The 16,562-nt window shown below is 58.3% G+C and carries 15 protein-coding genes and 1 tRNA gene; 8 read left to right on the top strand and 8 right to left on the bottom strand.

All coding sequences use genetic code 11. The features are described from left to right. Positions 1–54 precede the first annotated feature (54 nt). Positions 55–1,401, bottom strand: coding sequence for a bifunctional UDP-N-acetylglucosamine diphosphorylase/glucosamine-1-phosphate N-acetyltransferase GlmU (gene glmU / locus WDM86_00460; protein MEI9988485.1), 1,347 nt, complete (start codon positions 1,399–1,401; stop codon positions 55–57). A gap of 90 nt (positions 1,402–1,491) precedes the next feature. On the opposite strand from glmU, the gene WDM86_00455 reads away from it, so the two are divergent. From WDM86_00455 to WDM86_00425, 7 genes are all read left to right on the top strand, one after another. After that, entirely contained in the window at positions 1,492–2,151 is a 660-nt protein-coding gene (locus tag WDM86_00455; protein ID MEI9988484.1) for an HAD-IA family hydrolase, read from the top strand. Between the two features lie 180 nt (positions 2,152–2,331). Continuing rightward, on the top strand, positions 2,332–2,709 hold the full coding sequence (locus WDM86_00450) for a hypothetical protein (protein ID MEI9988483.1): 378 nt from the start codon (positions 2,332–2,334) through the stop codon (positions 2,707–2,709). 56 nt (positions 2,710–2,765) lie between these two features. Beyond that, positions 2,766–3,422, top strand: coding sequence for a hypothetical protein (locus WDM86_00445; GenBank protein MEI9988482.1), 657 nt, complete (start codon positions 2,766–2,768; stop codon positions 3,420–3,422). Between the two features lie 63 nt (positions 3,423–3,485). After that, positions 3,486–3,944, top strand: coding sequence for a hypothetical protein (locus tag WDM86_00440; protein ID MEI9988481.1), 459 nt, complete (start codon positions 3,486–3,488; stop codon positions 3,942–3,944). A 99-nt stretch (positions 3,945–4,043) separates the two neighbouring features. Further along, positions 4,044–4,631: an NAD(P)H-dependent oxidoreductase gene (locus WDM86_00435; GenBank protein ID MEI9988480.1), complete on the top strand. Its 588-nt coding sequence runs from the start codon at positions 4,044–4,046 to the stop codon at positions 4,629–4,631. 103 nt (positions 4,632–4,734) lie between these two features. After that, positions 4,735–4,809 (top strand) — tRNA-Val (locus WDM86_00430). 233 nt (positions 4,810–5,042) lie between these two features. Continuing rightward, a complete protein-coding gene (locus WDM86_00425; protein MEI9988479.1) occupies positions 5,043–6,458 on the top strand; it encodes a hypothetical protein in 1,416 nt (471 codons plus the stop codon). Between the two features lie 417 nt (positions 6,459–6,875). Here WDM86_00425 and WDM86_00420 read toward each other — a convergent pair whose 3' ends face one another. The 5 genes from WDM86_00420 to WDM86_00400 form a co-directional block, all read right to left on the bottom strand. After that, positions 6,876–7,952, bottom strand: coding sequence for an NrtA/SsuA/CpmA family ABC transporter substrate-binding protein (locus WDM86_00420; GenBank protein MEI9988478.1), 1,077 nt, complete (start codon positions 7,950–7,952; stop codon positions 6,876–6,878). A gap of 9 nt (positions 7,953–7,961) precedes the next feature. Then, positions 7,962–8,498 (bottom strand): ABC transporter permease subunit, encoded by a 537-nt coding sequence (locus tag WDM86_00415; GenBank protein ID MEI9988477.1) that lies wholly within the window; start codon positions 8,496–8,498, stop codon positions 7,962–7,964. A 260-nt stretch (positions 8,499–8,758) separates the two neighbouring features. After that, positions 8,759–9,481, bottom strand: a complete 723-nt coding sequence (locus WDM86_00410) for an ATP-binding cassette domain-containing protein (GenBank protein MEI9988476.1) — start codon at positions 9,479–9,481, stop codon at positions 8,759–8,761. 12 nt (positions 9,482–9,493) lie between these two features. Then, entirely contained in the window at positions 9,494–11,665 is a 2,172-nt protein-coding gene (locus tag WDM86_00405; protein ID MEI9988475.1) for a hypothetical protein, read from the bottom strand. Between the two features lie 9 nt (positions 11,666–11,674). Next, the gene (locus WDM86_00400) at positions 11,675–12,442 is read right to left on the bottom strand and encodes a hypothetical protein (GenBank protein MEI9988474.1); all 768 of its coding nucleotides are present in this window, start codon (positions 12,440–12,442) and stop codon (positions 11,675–11,677) included. A gap of 343 nt (positions 12,443–12,785) precedes the next feature. Here WDM86_00400 and WDM86_00395 point away from each other — a divergent pair, with 343 nt between their 5' ends. Beyond that, a complete protein-coding gene (locus WDM86_00395; protein ID MEI9988473.1) occupies positions 12,786–13,409 on the top strand; it encodes a hypothetical protein in 624 nt (207 codons plus the stop codon). Positions 13,410–13,520: 111 nt separating this feature from the next. Here the strand turns inward: WDM86_00395 and WDM86_00390 are convergent, their stop codons facing one another. After that, positions 13,521–15,359: a Z1 domain-containing protein gene (locus WDM86_00390; GenBank protein MEI9988472.1), complete on the bottom strand. Its 1,839-nt coding sequence runs from the start codon at positions 15,357–15,359 to the stop codon at positions 13,521–13,523. Continuing rightward, positions 15,356–16,561, bottom strand: a complete 1,206-nt coding sequence (locus tag WDM86_00385; GenBank protein ID MEI9988471.1) for a DNA methyltransferase — start codon at positions 16,559–16,561, stop codon at positions 15,356–15,358. The genes WDM86_00390 and WDM86_00385 overlap by 4 nt, the downstream gene beginning before the upstream one ends. Between the last annotated feature and the right edge of the window lies 1 nt (position 16,562).

Raw genomic sequence — 16,562 nt, 5'->3', positions numbered from 1 at the left:
AATCCTTTCGCAGAAACCGTTCCTAGACGAACGATCCTGAACCGCTTCTGAACGCTATTTCTTCTTGGCGGCCTTCTCGGCCTTCTTCCTTGTGCGGAACTTCTCCGCCCAGCCCGGGATTTCCTTCTGCTCGGCGCGGGTCACCGCCAGACTGTCCTTCGCCGTCGACTTGGTGATCACCGAGCCGGCGCCGATATAGGTGCCGTCGGCGATCGAGACCGGCGCCACCAGCGCGGAATTGGAGCCGATGAAGGCGCCCGCGCCGATGTCGGTGTGGTGCTTGTCGAAGCCGTCATAGTTGCAGGTGATGGTGCCGGCGCCGATGTTCGCGCCCGCGCCGACCCGCGCGTCGCCGAGATAGGTCAGGTGGTTCGCCTTGGCGCCTTTTTCAATCGTCGCGTTCTTCACCTCGACGAAATTGCCGATATGGACGTCGTCCTCGATCCGCGCGCCGGGGCGCAGGCGCGCATAGGGACCGATCAGCGCGTCGCGTCCGACATGGGCGCCTTCGAGATGGGAATGCGATTTGATCTCCGCCCCGCTCTCGATCCGCACGCCGGGGCCGAACACGACGTATGGACCGATATGCACGTCCGCCTCCAGCACCGTGTCGTGGGAGAGGAACACCGTTTCCGGCGCCGTCATGCCGACGCCGGCGGCCAGCGCGCGGGACCGCAGGCGGTTCTGCATGGCGCGTTCGGCGTCGGCCAGCTCGGCGCGGGAGTTGACGCCCATGACGTCGATCTCGTCGGCCAGCGTGATGGCGCAGGCGACGCCGTCGGCTTTCGCGATCAGCGGGACTTCTGGGATGTAATATTCCTTCTGGGCGTTGTCGTTGGAGAGCCGCCCCGCCCAGGCGAAGAATTTCCGCGCGTCGGCCGCCGCATAAGTGCCGGCGCAGCACAGATCGATGGCGCGCTCGGCCGCCGTCGCGTCCTTGAATTCCACGATGCGGTCGAGCGTGCCGTCGGCGTTGCGGATGACACGGCCATATTGCGCCGGATCCTTGGAGCGGAAGGCGACGAGCGAGAGACCCGTCTTCTCCGCCGAGGCTAGCGTTTCCTCCATCATCGCCGGCCGCGCCAGCGGCATGTCGCCATTGTTGACCAGGAGCGCGCCGTCGAACCGGCCGAGCACGCTGGCCGCCGCCAGCGCGGCGTGGCCGGTTCCGAGCGGCTTGTCCTGGATCGCGTTCTCCCCGCCAAGACTGGAGACATAGCCGCGCAGGCTATCCATGTTCGGCGCGCTGACGACGACGATGCGCTCCACGCCGGCGGCGCGGATCGCGGCCATGACATGGCCGAGGATGGGAAGGCCGGCGACGGCGTGCAGCACCTTGGGCTTGGCGGATTTCATCCGCGTGCCCTGCCCCGCTGCCAGAATGACGGCTGCTCTCGCCATGGCGGATTCCCTTAGCGGCCCTCAGAAAAAGGACAAAGTGACGATTTGCGACGCTATATTGCCCGGACTCTTCCGCCAGAATCGTAAACGATGCAAACCGCCCTGATCTTCGACCTCGACGGAACCCTGGTCGACACCGCCCCCGACCTGCTCGGCGCCACCAACGCCGTGCTGCGCTCGGAGGGGCGGCGCGAGGTCGATCCGGCGACGCTTCGGCACATGGTCGGCTTCGGGGCGCGCTCGCTGATCAGCCAGGCGATGGCGGCGACCGGGGCACCGGTGGAGGACGCGCGGCTGGCGGAACTGGTCGACCGTTTCCTGGTGCACTACCGGGCGCATATCGCGGACGAGAGCGTGGCCTTTCCGGGGGTCGAGGAGACGCTGGAGACCCTGCTGGGCGAGGACCGCCATCTCGGCGTGCTCACCAACAAGCCGCAGGAGATGGCCGACCTGCTGCTGAAGGCGCTGAAGCTCGACCGGTTCTTTTCGGTGATCTATGGCGCGGGGCGGATGAGCTACGTCAAGCCGGACGCGCGCATCTTCCATGACGTGGTGCGCGAGTTGGGCGCGGCGGGCGGCATCATGATCGGCGACAGCGTGACCGACGTGGCGACGGCGCGGGCCGCCAAGGCGCCGGTCATCCTCGTGTCCTATGGCTATACGCCCGAGCCGGCGCACAGGCTGGGCGGCGACGCGGTGACGGGAGATTTCAGGCGGATACCTGCGCTGGCGCGCGGGCTGATCGGCTGACAATCGGCCGGCCGCGCCGACATAGTTGTGGACAAGGCAATATTGCAATTGAACTGAACAACGTAAAGGCGAATGCTTCAATCTGGGGCTCGAATACAAATCTTCCGTCAATAATCCGGCATCTGCCCAAATTCTCGACAAGGAGACCGCGCGCAACGTTCTGCGCCGGAAGGAGGCGACATGACCGTTGTTCCAGCTGTCATTGTCAAGGTCGATCCGGACGGCGGACCGGTGACCGTGCACGTCCGCATCGCCGGCACGCAAATCAACACCTCCACGTCGGTCGTGTTCAAGCCGCAGGCAGGCGCCCCGCAAATCCTGCTGTCGACCGATCCGCGTTCCGACATCGACGCGCCGCTTCCCGGGGCGGCGGCAACGCTTCCCGGCTCTCAGGCGCTCTGCGACGTCGCAATCACCGCCATGGCGGCCAACCAGCATTGGAGCGTGACGTTCACCGCGATGCAGAATCTGGCGGCGATCGGCGGCAGCGACGACAGCGGCGACTTGGCGGCCCAGGCCGATCACGCCGATTCGGTCCTGACTCTGGTGTTTGCATGAGAGCCGGCGCTCTGCTCCTCGGATGCGCCGCGTTGTGCATTGCCGTGCGGCCGGCCTTGGCCGACGCTCCGATCGCCGGCACCAATCTCAATACGCCGGAAAGCGCGGCGGCATCGATCATCGGCGGCAGCACGCAGGGCGTAATACATGCCGGTTCGCCGTCGCAGCTCGGCATTTCGCTCCTCAACGGGCTGGACGGGAGCGGAAACCTCAAAGCCGGGACAGGAGCGGAACTGGCGCCATGGCCGGTCTTCGGCTGGATCACGCCCACCGAATATCGCGACGATCCCGTCATGCGGATTCTCGGCCGCACGACACTCTCCTTCGCCACGGCCAAGGGCACGGGTGGCGGCGCCGCGCCCGTCAGCCTCGGCTTCGGCATATCGACATCGCTGATCGACAGGACCGATCCGATGCTCGATGGCGACGTGTCCCAGCTCGATCCCGCAACAGACAATGGCTGCGTTCAAGCGATCGATAACGAGATCAACACCAGGACGACGCAGGCCGAGCGCACCATCAACACCGCGACCGCGGAGGGCGTGGCGAAGCTCTCCAAGGCGATAGCCGATATCGACCAGTCGCAGACGCCGCTTCTCAAGAAATGCTTCAAAAAGGGCGCGATCCGCCTGTGGAACCGGTCGGCTTGGAACGTATCCGCCGCCTATGCCGTGACGACGCCAACGGGCGCGCTGAACCTGCTGAAGGCGTAGTCCTATGCGTTCAACACGACGATCGCCTGGGGGTTCGACGATTTCGGGCAGCAGCCCACCGGCATGGCCAATTGGCTGGGACATGGCTGGCTGTACAAGAACGCCCAACTGCTTTTCGGCGCGCAATATGTTCAAGGCCAGATTGTCGCGGACCCGGCACACAAGGGCAGCTTCTACAGCCAGAACTCCTGGCAGATCGGCACGCAATTCCGCAGCCGCCTCTTCACGATGAAGGACGAGCCCGATGCCGATGGCGCGGCGGCGGCCGACACGTCGTTCACCTTCAAGAACACGCTCGCTTCGCTGGAATTCGTCTATGTCTCCAATCACCCAAGCGCTGGACATCCGAGAAACGACGAAATGACCTTTACGCTCGGCGCCGAATTCGAGATCGCCGACAAGACATTTCTGGACTTCGGAATAGGCGAGGACAGGAAGAGCAATGGTGGATCTACGAGCGGCTTCGCGCTGACCCAGTTGAAGTACAATTTTGCCAGCTCGTCATCCCTGTTCAGCCATTGAGACACCGCGCGCGGGCTTGCGGCAGCGCTTCCGTCGCGAGGAATCGCAACGAAGGCGGATTGGCAGTACGATCCAATCCGCCACGCAGGATGCAGCCTCATGCCGTCCATTCTCGTCTTCTACGGCTCCTACCGGATCGACCGGATCGGCATAAGGCTCGCGAAATTCGTCGTCGACGGCCTCGCGGCGCGCGGCGAGGACGCCGAGCTGATCGACGCCAAGGCGGTTGGGCTGCCCATCCTGGACCGGATGTACAAGGAACATCCCAAAGGCCAGGCGCCGGCGGCGATGGAGGCGCTGGCGAGCAAGATCAGGAAGGCGGACGCCTTCGTCTTCGTGACCGGCGAGTACAATTGGGGCGTCCAGCCGGGGCTCAAGAACCTGACCGACCATTTCCTGGAGGAATGGTTCTGGCGGCCGGCGGCGATCGCGAGCTATTCGCCGGGGCGGCTCGGCGGGGCGCGGGTGAACTCGACCTGGCACGGCATCCTGGCGGAGATGGGAATGGTGGTGATCTCGAGCACCCTGACCGTCGGCACGCTGACCCAGGTGATCGACGCGGAGGGCAAGCCGGTGGGCGATGCCGGCGCGGTGCAGCACAAGGCGTTCACGCGCTTCGCCGACGATCTCGCCTGGTGGACGGAGGCCGCGAAGGCCCAGCGGGCGAAGGCGAAGCCGCCTTATTAGGTTGGTTCGGTTTCGGAAACATCCTCGCGGCGCGTGCCCGAAATTCGCGTCCGCCTTGACGGGCCGCAGGGGCAAATCCTATACCGCGCATCCGCCGTCCGGCGGGCGCGTAGCTCAGCGGGAGAGCACTCCCTTCACACGGGAGGGGTCACAGGTTCAATCCCTGTCGCGCCCACCAATTTTTCCTGAATTCCCGCGGCTTTTCGAAAACCGAGATTTGTTCTACTCGGCACCAAACGGCGTACAAAAGCAGACTTCGGCACCGAAATCCGTGGAAAATCCGTGGAAAAATCCGAGGCGGGAAATCGGCATTTGTTCACGGTGAGAATCGGCGGATGACTCGCACTGGAAGCCATTGAGTTCAGACCGGGCGGATACGCCGACTCCGGCACTTTCGCGCAGTCCAATCGCATGGCCAAAACGAACCTGAAATCAGACTGGCATGCGTCCCATATGGCGCTGGCGGCCCAGACGTACCTCAAGAACAAACACAATATGTTGGAGGGGTTCGAGTCGATCGAGGATTTTGCGGTCGACGAGACATCGCTCGATCCCAAGGATAAACGGGGCATCGAACACCACCTGATAAATTTGCGCGCCGCACTGGCGCGTCACCTTTGGCGCAAGGAAGTTTTTGTCGGCGTATCGCTTCTGGACATGCTGGTATTCGGAGCGGTCCGCGACAACACGGCGGACTACGGACTGGAGGTTCTCAAACGGCTTTCCAATGCGTCGGTCTCGCCCGGTTTTATCATCTTTCCGCTCCATTCCACGGGCATCGTGCAGCCTGCGCCGCTTTCGCTCGCCACGAATGTGCGCTTCGTCCTGTTCAAGAAGCCCGGCTTCGCCGTCGTGGCACAAGGCAACGATTATACCGCGACGCTTGCCGGCATTGGTGCGGCGATGAAGGGCTTGGGCATCAAGGGAGCCCTCGATCTCGATGATTGGCGCCATCACATGCAAGCCGGACATCTCAAATGGTTCACGCGCAATCCGCTGTTGCTGGTCAAGATCACATCAGTGACGGGCGCCTATTACGAGAATCAGTTCGTCTATGCGCTCAAACTGCGTCTGATTAATGCCATGCTGATGATGCTGGCATCGTTCAATGCAGTCGGCGCAAAGACCAAGGATCTGCCAACCACGCGGCGCATCAACAATTGGCAGACCTTGGATATTCATCACTATCTGCTCGGCGAAGCGTTCAAGCCCGCAAAGCCAAACGCGCACGTCGAGATCGACGTGCGGCGCGTGCCCATGAATCTCAACGCGGTCGATCTTGCACAGCTGTCGGACGTTCCGATCACGATCGATACGGAGGCGCTCAAGCTTGCGAAGAACACCACTCGGCTTACCAAAGTGGCGGCAGCCATCACGGCGATCGAACAAGGCTACCGCGAACATGTAATGTTGCCGCGCGACAAGAAGACAGCCAATGCCAATATCTATCGCAAACTGGTGTTATCGCTCGACTGGTACCGGCGTTCCTTCAGCGCGACGGCGCGGGACAGTGAAGCGGTCATCGCGCTCGCCGTGGCGTTTGAAACCTTGCTGTCGGATTTCTACACGCCGGGCGTGACCGCAAAGATCATCGCACGGGTGGGTGCGTGCCTGAAAGGCAACAGCGCCGCCGCCAAATACCAAACGGCGGTGCAATCGCTGTTCGATAAACGCGGCAAGGCTGTGCATCTGGGCGGCTTCGACGGCACGCCGGACCTGCTTTTGGCGCGCCGAGCTTACGCGCTCTGCCTCGCCAAAATCGTTTTCCTGTTGCCGCTGACGGTGAAGAAGGCGAACGAACCCATCCGTTTGCTGTTCGGCGTTTAGCCTCACCACATTGGCGTGTTCGCCCCGCGCTCTTCTAGAGGATCATCCAGCGGGACTTGGATCTCCCTGAGGTCGAGGTCGTACATCGGCAACTGCCAGTGATGGAGTGGAGCGAGTTTCGATACGCGTCAATCACTTAGCGGATTGCGTGTGCATAACCCTCGCTACGCTGACGTTCAGCGCGCGGACGCGAGAACGGCTCATGATCGCGCTGAGCTGCCCAGTCCGGACGGACGGTGGATTTCTGCGCGAGCAGCTGAAAACCCGCTGAGGAATGCACCGCGCAACCCGCAACCCGATTAGAACAGCAACCTGCGCAATACCGGTACCGATCTCACCATCCATGCCGACCTTCTTGAATCAGACTCGCGATCCCCAAAGGATGCTCAAACCGACGCCTACTAAGCGAAGTTCGCTCTAGCGTGGAGGCAGTGTTGTGGTCCCTTGGAATTCGCCTTCCGGCACCGACGATTTTATCTTTCCCTGTTTTACAAGAAAGTTTGATGTCTCGGCCCAAATGGGCTGCCAATAATATGTTCCAGGCTTCAGAAATGCATCGCTAGCCTCGGATCGTGTTTTTGGAAAATATTGAAACGTCCAAGCGATAGCGTATTCGTTAGCGGTGTAATCGACGCTCGCCTTGCCTCGCAGGTAGTCTCTGAGAACCGAGGAGCGTCCGGGAATGTCCGCGCTAATGTATTGGATCGTTCGGAACCACGAATCGACGAGCTTCCGCATTAGTTCTGGATGACTATCTACAAAGTCCTTCCGAGCGACGATGCCATCGACGACCGGTAGACTGACATCAGGTCCCACCAACAATTCGACTGCGCCATGACGCTTAGCTTGAACCCGCTCGGTTAGCCCGCCCGAAAAAGCATCCAGATCACCGGAAATAAAGGCGGCTAAATTGTCCTCGGGACGCGCGTTTACGAGTTGGACGTCGTGCTTGGGATCCATGCCTGCGGCGCGAAGGGCATCAAGAACGGTTTGTTCGAAGGTTGTTCCCTCCGTAACACCAATTCTCTTTCCCCGTAGTTGCTCCATTAGAATTTTGACGCGCGCCAACTTCGCATCCTTTGATAGATGCGAAAGGTCGCCGCCAGTCTGCATCGCTCCGGGATGCACCATGATCGCCGCGCCGTTCCACACATATAGCGGCGCATAGAACACGATGTCCTTTCCGCCTGCTTTCAAGCTCGGAAGCGCTGCTTGATAGGAATCGAAATTATAGAGCGCCACATCGATCGAACCGCTAGCGAGCGCCAAGGGAACGTCGCCCCAGCCTAAATCAACAAGTCGAACATCGACGCCATCGTCCTTGTACCAACCCAATTTGGCTGGAACCACGGGAAGCGCGGAATCCTGAAATGGCGTTATTCCATATCGGACAGTCTGTTGTGAGTCCGATTGGGATTGGGGCCAAAATCGGATGGCGCCTATCACCAAAAGGACTCCAAGAACGGCCAATAGAATCCAGCTGCGAGTGCGCATGCTCTTCTCCTATTCCTCTGTTCCGCGATACCAACTCGTTAGATCCCGGAAAACATAATCCAGTACCAAGTCCAATGCCTGACAGAGCAGGCCGAGGATCAATATGGCTAGCCACACCGTTGGGATTGCGAGATTGACTCGTGCCGTATTGATCAAATAGCCAAGGCCGATCTGTGCACCCATGAATTCGGCGGCGATCGTCAGAGTAAAAGCGATCGCAAGCGACAGTCGGAATGCGCCTCCTAAGAAGGGAATGCAACCCGGGAGAATGATGTGCCGATAGATGAAGAGCCGGGACGCGCCAGATATCCGCGCAAAACGAACCCACTGCTCTGGTATCTTTGCGATTGCTTCGTTCGTAGCGATCGAGACAAACACCGCCGTGCTTATGACAATAAGGAGCACCCGTCCAATCTCGGAAAATCCGAAAAGCAGGATGAACACCGGCAGCAGCGCAATAACGGGAACGGGTCGGGCTGCGTCCAGAAAAGGAACGAACACCCGCTGTGCCCAAGGGCTATACTGAACGAGCAGACCAAGCGTCATTCCCAGCGCGCCGCCGAGTACGACACCAACGGTCGTCCTCAATAAAGTCGCTAGCAAATGGTCCACTAGGTTCCACCCTATGTTGTGCCCCGCTTCAATAACTTCCTCCGGAGACGGTAGGATGAGGTTGGAAACAGCATGACCGCGCGTCGCGAGCCACCAAAGAAGGCCTACAACGAGCAGCCAAACCAGCCTCGTGACGAACGAAACCGGTCGCGCGCTCGTCGCAAGCGGTTTCGTCAAAACTGGTTGGAAAGGTCTCATGATGTCGGCACCCGATCGTCTGCCGCTGCAATTCCAGACATTATCTTGTCGCGTGTACCGGCGGGAAACCCATCGGGGCCTCTCTCGATCACGAGCACCACACTGGTCGGTGACGATCCACTAAGCACGACGATCTTGTCGGATAGATAGATGGCTTCGTCGACGTCGTGACTCACCAGTATGCTGATTCGGGGGTCGCGAAGCGTATGGGAGCGCCACGCATCCCACAGCACTTGCTTCTGTGCGGAATCGAGACCTGTAAAGGGCTCATCACCGACGAGGAAGCGATCATCAGCGAGCAACGCTCTAACAAATTCAACGCGCTTGCGCATGCCGAACGACAATGTCGACGGCAGATAATCCAGCGCGTGGCCCAGACCGAAAGACGAAAGCAAGACGCCTGCGTCCACTTGCCTCTTACCCTTCCGTACTGATCCTGGAAACGTTGTATTCTTGAGAACCGTCAGCCACGGAATTAGAGAATCGTCTTGAAATAACACGCCACGCACCAAGCCAAGTTCGGAGGAACGATTATCGGCGACGCTTATGGAGCCGCTCGTGGGTCTCAGGAGACCACACACCAATCGGACGATCGTGGTCTTGCCGCAACCCGACGGTCCGAGCACGGCGGTTGTCTTTTTATCGTCACATGTGAGCGAAAAATCCGCGAGGATCGGCCGCGTTCCATAGGAGAATCCGACACCTTCAAATCTGATCATCGGATCGCCGTTTCACTCCACTGAATAAAACTGGTCGGACGAGCTCAGCAGCGCGGCAGGGTCGCGAAGAGTTGTCGCGAAGGCGAAACGGCCCTCGAGATAGTTATTTGCCGGCTTCAGGAGGCGGCGAGCAGCATCACAGGACTGACTACGCCCATTCAATTGGGGCGCGCTGCACACATCTTGGGCCCACCTTTGCAGTGCATCTCCCAATGAACGCATGAGGCGCGTGATGGCCGTTTCAGCACGCCGAGCTTGCGTCTTGTTCGAGCTGAGGTGGTCGAAGCGCAGCCCGTTCTCGATGAACATCTTTCTTCGTCCATCTCCCAACCCCGTCTCCAGCTCCCTATGAGGAATGAGTTCGACGAAGTTGGTTCGCTGCTGCTTCAAGTACCAATTTTCCATGAGTCTTGCGTTGATTGCTCCTCCGCAATACACGCCCGCTTCGCCGGTGACGAATTTCATGAGACTTTCGTCATTGGTCGTGTTTGCGGACCGTCCCTTCTTTGGTGGAATGGCCGCCAATCTCTCGACCGCTGGCCGAACTGATTCGAATACCGTCCCCTTCGAGCCTACCGTTCCTAACTTCAGGGTGAGTTTCGCCCGATCAGTTAGGCTCATGTCTCTTAGAGGGTCGCCTCCGCGATCGACGATCTCTAGCAACTGCCGCCCGAGAGAATGGAGTTCCTTGTCGCTCCCGTCCGTCAATAGTTCTCGCAGAACATCGACGCGGCCGAACACCCGAAAGCCCACATACTTGTAAATACCTCGCGGCGAAGGTCGCTCAACGAGATCCGCGGTCATCATCACATGGCCATCGATCGTTTCGTCGCTGAGTTGTCTGTCGCGGGTCTTGAAGGTGGTCGCATCCCATCTGCGGGAGGCAGTTTCCGCATTGTGAAACTGGAACCCTCGAAGTGCCGCAACGGCCAAATGCATCAGCAATCGGTCCTGATGATACTCGCTATGGAGGAAATATACGGGCTTCTCCCGGAAGCCGCATTCACGCAAGGCCTTAGTGACTTCGCCGGCATAGTCATTGATCCGGCCATACTTTGAGATCGCCGCAAGCAGTTTTTCCGACGGATTGAAGGGATCGCGCTCCTCCCACCTTTCGATGTCGCTCTTCGCAATGGCGCGCACATATTCGAGTTGTCTCCGTTGCGCCTCTGCCGCGTCGGCAAAATGACCGTCTTCAACCGCTCGTTCGGTAAACCATGCAAAATACTTGAGATATGGACTGTCCGTTGACAGATCGATCAGAGGTTGTGGCGACCCCTTGTCGGAAGCAGCCTCCCATGCGGCGCGGGAGACTGGAACATCCACGAAATAGGAGTCGAGATTCTCGCTGCTGTATTTCGCAACATCTGAGGTCGGGATGAACAGGCTGCTAAGCAGTTGAGGCGGCGGGACATACTTCTGCGTTTCGACCGGCCATCCCCGTTCCGATCCCATGCGCTCAACGGCGGCCTTCATACCCTCAGAGAGATGTTCGTAAAACTCTTTGATGGCTTCGCTATAACCTTGCTGTGTGAGTGATGTGGCAGCCTGAACAGCATAGAAAGTCGCAAATCGCTCGATATCAGTGAGCGCGCGACCCGTAACCTGCATTGAGTATGTTAAGAGAAAAGCCAATCCACTGTCCGGCCATTTCGCCAGCAAGGCCACGACGACGGTCGGTATGAACCTGGATTGGGATTGCTTGGCCTTTGTCGGGAGGGCTATCCAGAAGTTCTTATCCGTGCCGAGGGTGCGGGTATCCACCAATACCTGTGCTGCTGCCAAATTCGTATCGACGTCATGGGATAGGTCGTCTTGTGTGAGCAATGCCCTAGCCAATTCGATAGCTGGTCGAAATACCTTCGGCGTATCTGCAAAGATCGGCTTCGTGAGCCGGAATATGTTTCTTGTAGTGGTCGCCTCGGATCGAACGTCGATCTGGGTTCTATTGAGAAATAGGAAAGCAAAGTTTGTCGCGGCCTCGAGAGCTGCAAATTTCTTCTCCGGCGGCAAAGCTGCCCACATCGCCTTGAAGATCGCGTCAATTCTCAACGAGCCATGGCGCGGCTCATAAATAACGATTTGCCCGACCAAGAGATTTTCAATCGTCGGCACGACCGCTTCCGGCGAGTTGGCGCGCTCGATGACTCTTAAGAGTTCGACTGTCGTGAGTGTGTCGTTCATCCAATGACCCTAAGGAATCGCCTCAACCTGGCCCTTCAGATTTTCGCCAGTTATCAATTTGTGTACGCGCTCGGGACGGCCACTGAGCTTGCCTTGCTTTGTGATGGGAAACGTTCGACCGCCGGGGCGAAAAGGAAAGAAGAGTTCCTCGCCTCCATACGCGTCCGCGCAAGATGGAAGGTGAAGCTCTATTGGATCAGGAATTTGGTACCAGAAGAGAAAGAAATCGAGGCCGCTAGCAAGCTCCAAACCCAAGTCATCGATCAACTCGATATGGGGTTTTCTAGGATCGAACGGATCTGGCGCCGTATCACTGAAAGTGCTCCACATTAGATAACTTCCCAACTCCACCAGTCGAAGCGTCTTACGGCACTCATCCAAAGGCAGAAGCGTGAGACTGGTCAGCACATCGTCCACCGATGCGGGAGTCCAATCATATTTGCTCAACGTGCTCAAAAGCGTATGACGCGCGATGGCGCGTCCGTAGTCGTCTCGCTTCGTGGGATCCTTGGTGCCTTGAAGTTGAAAACGGCGGAAGATACCAATGAGATATTGTTCCACCTCTGTTAAGGCCTTCGAGCTTCCGACATCTTTGTAGTAGGTGGCAATTTCAACCCAACACCGCGTGTCAATCTCGGAATCATCTTCGAGGCATGATGCAGCCGTGTAGAAGCGTCCAGGAATACCTGGGCCTCGAACCTTCATTCTCTCAATAAGCGCTTTGACTGCGCCAAGTAGAGCCGCGTCGCTCGCAAGCGCTGTCGAGTATCCCGGCATTGCCCCACCCGAAGCGATTTCTCAAATCGCACCTCGAAGTTTTGACGTAACTCCGGGTCCCCATGAATAAATCTAGACGGATGAAGTAATATGTCAAGTTGCAGACGTCCGGACCTCAGCTAGTCATTGCGCAGGATCAAGTGACTTGAGGTGATGAGGAAACGACGGACTGTATTGGATAAGAGCTCGAAATTTGTACGATCTACCAAGCTTTGTTCAAGATTTTCGCCGCCAGCGCTGCTTTGTCTTACGGTCGAAAGTCGTGGGGAATCCGTGGAAAGACCGAAGTGCTCGAATCATGCTTTGTTCCGGCTCAAGCCGCTTTCAACAAGCGTGAGCGTGCATGCTACCCGACATTGATTTTGCCCTCACCACGGAGCCCAAAATCTTCCTTCAAGCCATGGCGCGGCTCGGTCGCGAGACTTGCCTGTATAATGTCGAAGAGCACTTCGATGCATTGCGCCAGGATGGCTTTCACGTTGTCAATTTTCGCTATCTGAAGCCCACACCGCATCGCGAACTAGGCGGCCAGCTCATTTCTCGCGCCGACGTCCCTCGCAGAATCATTGTCAAGATGCGCGCTGAGAGGTGGCAACCAGATCCGCCGTCCAGAGAAGTCTATTGCGAGGCGACTCGCACGGTCATCTGGCCGTTGCTGGCATCGTATAACAAGGCGCGTGGCACGCGTCTAAGGCTTAGAATTGAGAAGCGTGCCAAGGGGTTTGTCCCGACCGTTAGAACGGAAAAGCTGTTTGAGCGATTTGCGCTTCTTGCGAACAAATCATCGCTTCATCCACGAGATTGGGATCGTTTCTATGATCTAATCGCCGAGGGGCGCCAAGAATTTCCGACAGGCGAGTTGCGCGGCAAACTCATCGCGAGTGGGTTTGCTCGGGAAAAAGCGGCGTATCTAGCTCAGATCCACGACCACCTTTGGCGGTACAAATACCGCAACCGAGTTAGATAGGCGAAGCCGACGACTTAAACGTAACTTGAACTCAAATCCGCATGGCACCGACTTGCAAGAATTGTGAAGGTTCAATTTGTTCGCGCACAGATTCTAAAAATGTGCGGACGTTCACGTTCGCTGAATGAATTCGACGCCGCGCAACTTGTAAAACACGCGACCTTTTCCATTCTTGTTGAAGAAGACTTTGAGGTGATGGGCGGCCTTCGGAAACTTGTCTTCCTGCAATTGGGATTTACCCATGAATCCTTTATCGCGCGCGATCGCGTCGATATTTGTTCCCGCGCTCGTCTGCCCGGAGATATCGGATGGCGCGTGGAACACAACCGAGTCATCGCCGTGGGGACTGGTCCGCTCAATATATTTGATCAGAAATTCCGGGAGTCCTGCGTTGCCGATTTTGTCGCGCAAGGCCCACAACGCCTTGGTACCGGTTTTGGCCTGGGCCATCAGATTCTGCAATTCCGCGGTCATGTCGAACATCTGGAAAGACAGTTCGCCTCTGTTAAACGTGACGGTGGAGCGATCGACGCTGGCGGCAGAGGCCACTGAGACGCGATCGTCACCGATCCAGACCGGAGACCCCAGGTTTTCTTTGATGGTATAGAGTGCCAGGCGATGAAAGATGAAGCACCGTTGCCAATCCAGATACAGGTCTTTTGGAATCGTCAGTTCGAAGTGTTCGAGATACTCGCCGCGGGCGCCAAACATGCGCGCCCGCTGGATATAGGTATCCTGCTGCAGCTTGTGCGCGACGTTGCGCGTGAAATACATGCCAAGCAGGTTTGGGAATGTAACACCGCGTGAGACAATATTGCCGCCGATGATAACGGTGAATGGAGACGTGGGCTCCGTCGGATTATCGCCGGCCGCCTTGCGATCCCGCTCGCTGTTGAGAACGATGGTGCTGACGCGCGACGCGTTTTCGACGACATACTCCGCGATCCGGTTCGGATCGGCCTGCGGATAGAGTTCACCGGCGAGTTCGAAGATGCGGCGGATGAGGTCTGAGAATTCGGCGTGGTCGACATCGGTAAGAACTGCCATCGCCGCCTCGATCGCGATGCGGTCGGCCTCATGGTCGTTTTTCTTGCCGCTGGTGTGGACCAGAAAGCTGTAATTCTTTTCCGGCGTATTGGCATAGCTGTTGAGGAATGCCGAACGTACCAGGAAGCGCAATAGAGCCTCGCGCGCCGCCTTGGGGTCGTTGCCATGGTCGAGCAAGACGCGATTGTACTTAAGCGGACCTTCCATCGGGAAGAACACGTCCTGCCCGGTGTAAGCTTCATGAGCAGGAAATTGCACCCAATATTCGGCTTCGTTGCCCAGCGTGTGGTTGAGGTCTAACCGCGCCGGCGTGGCGGTGACGCCGACGTAGAAGCCATCGTCGCCGATCAACTGCTCGATCAGTTTGTTGATAGGGCTCTTCTGCTTCTTGTTGATCTTCGAATTCGGTGTTGCATAGTCCGCCTCATCGTCGATCACGACGACCCCCTTCAACCCGTCGATGCGGGCAATAAACTTTTCCAAATCCCGCGCATTCTTTTTGCAGAACACGATGAGCTCCTGCTTCGACAGGTCGATATCGGAGCCGACGACTTCAGGTGACGTCTTCGGCGATGGCGCAAGACCGGAACTTTTGAAGCGGCGCAGGTTTTGGGACAGCAGATCCACATTGTCATTGAGAAGATGAACGATGACGCGATGGCTCTGATCGAGTAGCTTGGCCGTCAAGCAGATCATCATTTCTGTCTTGCCGCTTTGCGGCTCGCCGTAGATGACCAGGGACGCCTTCTTGGCCTTCGCAAGATTGGCAATGGCGCCGTCCACCGCCTGTTCAATGCAACCCGTGGCCGTGCCCGCCGAGTGCAGGCGCGCCAGCTGTTTGGCATAGCGGTTGGGTAATTTTGCCTTTTCTTTGATCTTCGTCAGGTCGAACGCGTCGGTCATTGGCGCGATCGCCGCTGAGAGGGTTTGAAGGTCAATATGGTTTCGGTGCGCATCCGCCGACCCAGGGCGGAAGATTTGTCAGATGGCATGGGCAGATAGCGGCTGGACGTAGGCAGCTTCCGTTCGGTCTCTGCGACCAATCGCAGCCCCGCGAGGCGCGCCGCAATATGGACCCCATGGGAATTGGAAATGAAGACGTCTTTTAGGCAGGAATTTCCGACCACAAAAACGGCACGACCATCTTTTTTGAGAACACGGCCCACTTGCCGCAGCATCAAGGTCAGATCGAATGCGTAGCGATCCACCATCTGCTGGTGGCGGGCCGGAAGTTTGTGGATTGCACCCAGCGACTCGCGAACGCTTCGAACGGCATCGGAGGTCTCGCTATCATCCGGTCCCCGTTCGGCGCCGATGCTGTCTGAGCGGATGCGACGTAGGTCATCTATGCCGTAGCCTAGCCATATCAGCGACAGTCGGTGCCCGCGCATATAGTCGATGGCGTTGAGATAGGGTGGTGATGTCATCACCATATCGACCGTCTGATTGCGTATCCAGGTGAGCCGCCGCGCATCCCCGAGCCGGATCCGGGGGCGGACGCCGTAGCTGCTCTCCTCAAAGCGCTGTTTGATCCGGTCGATCGATTTCTCGAACTGCTCGAACACGTCGTAGTCGTTTTCGTCAGCCACGCGGTGCGGGCGGCTATGGGAAACGTCCCGTGCCAGCGATGCGCCAGACTCCTTGGTTATGATGAGCCGGCTCAACGCGACGCGCAGCGCGCTGGCCTCAACCGAGCCATCGGACAAAGCCGGACTGTGGTGGAATGTGTGGGCAATTTTCGTAAGCGCATGGCGTTGGTCTCTTGCGAACCAATATTGCGCGAAGTCCTCTGTCTCGCGGTCGAACCACGGCAAGTCGATATCACGAAGGCGCAATCGGGATGCCCGGGCGATCAATGTCTGCGCGAGGCGGTCGAGCCGCACCGTATCGAGCCGCGCAGTCGCCACGGTCGTCATCAGGACCGCAAGCGGATCGATGTCGAACCCGATGCAGCGATGACCGTTCTGTGCCGCCGCTTTGAGCACGGTCCCCGAGCCGGCCATCGGATCGAGCACAATCGAGTTGCGTTCGAGATTTTTTGTTTTTCGCAGGGCAAGTTCCGGGGCCATGCGCGCGGGAAATGGATGAACATTGTAATGCCGCACG

Origin of the sequence: Rhizomicrobium sp., assembly GCA_037200045.1 — a bacterium.
GTDB lineage: Bacteria > Pseudomonadota > Alphaproteobacteria > Micropepsales > Micropepsaceae > Rhizomicrobium.
This window is presented reverse-complemented; position numbering and strand designations above follow the sequence as displayed.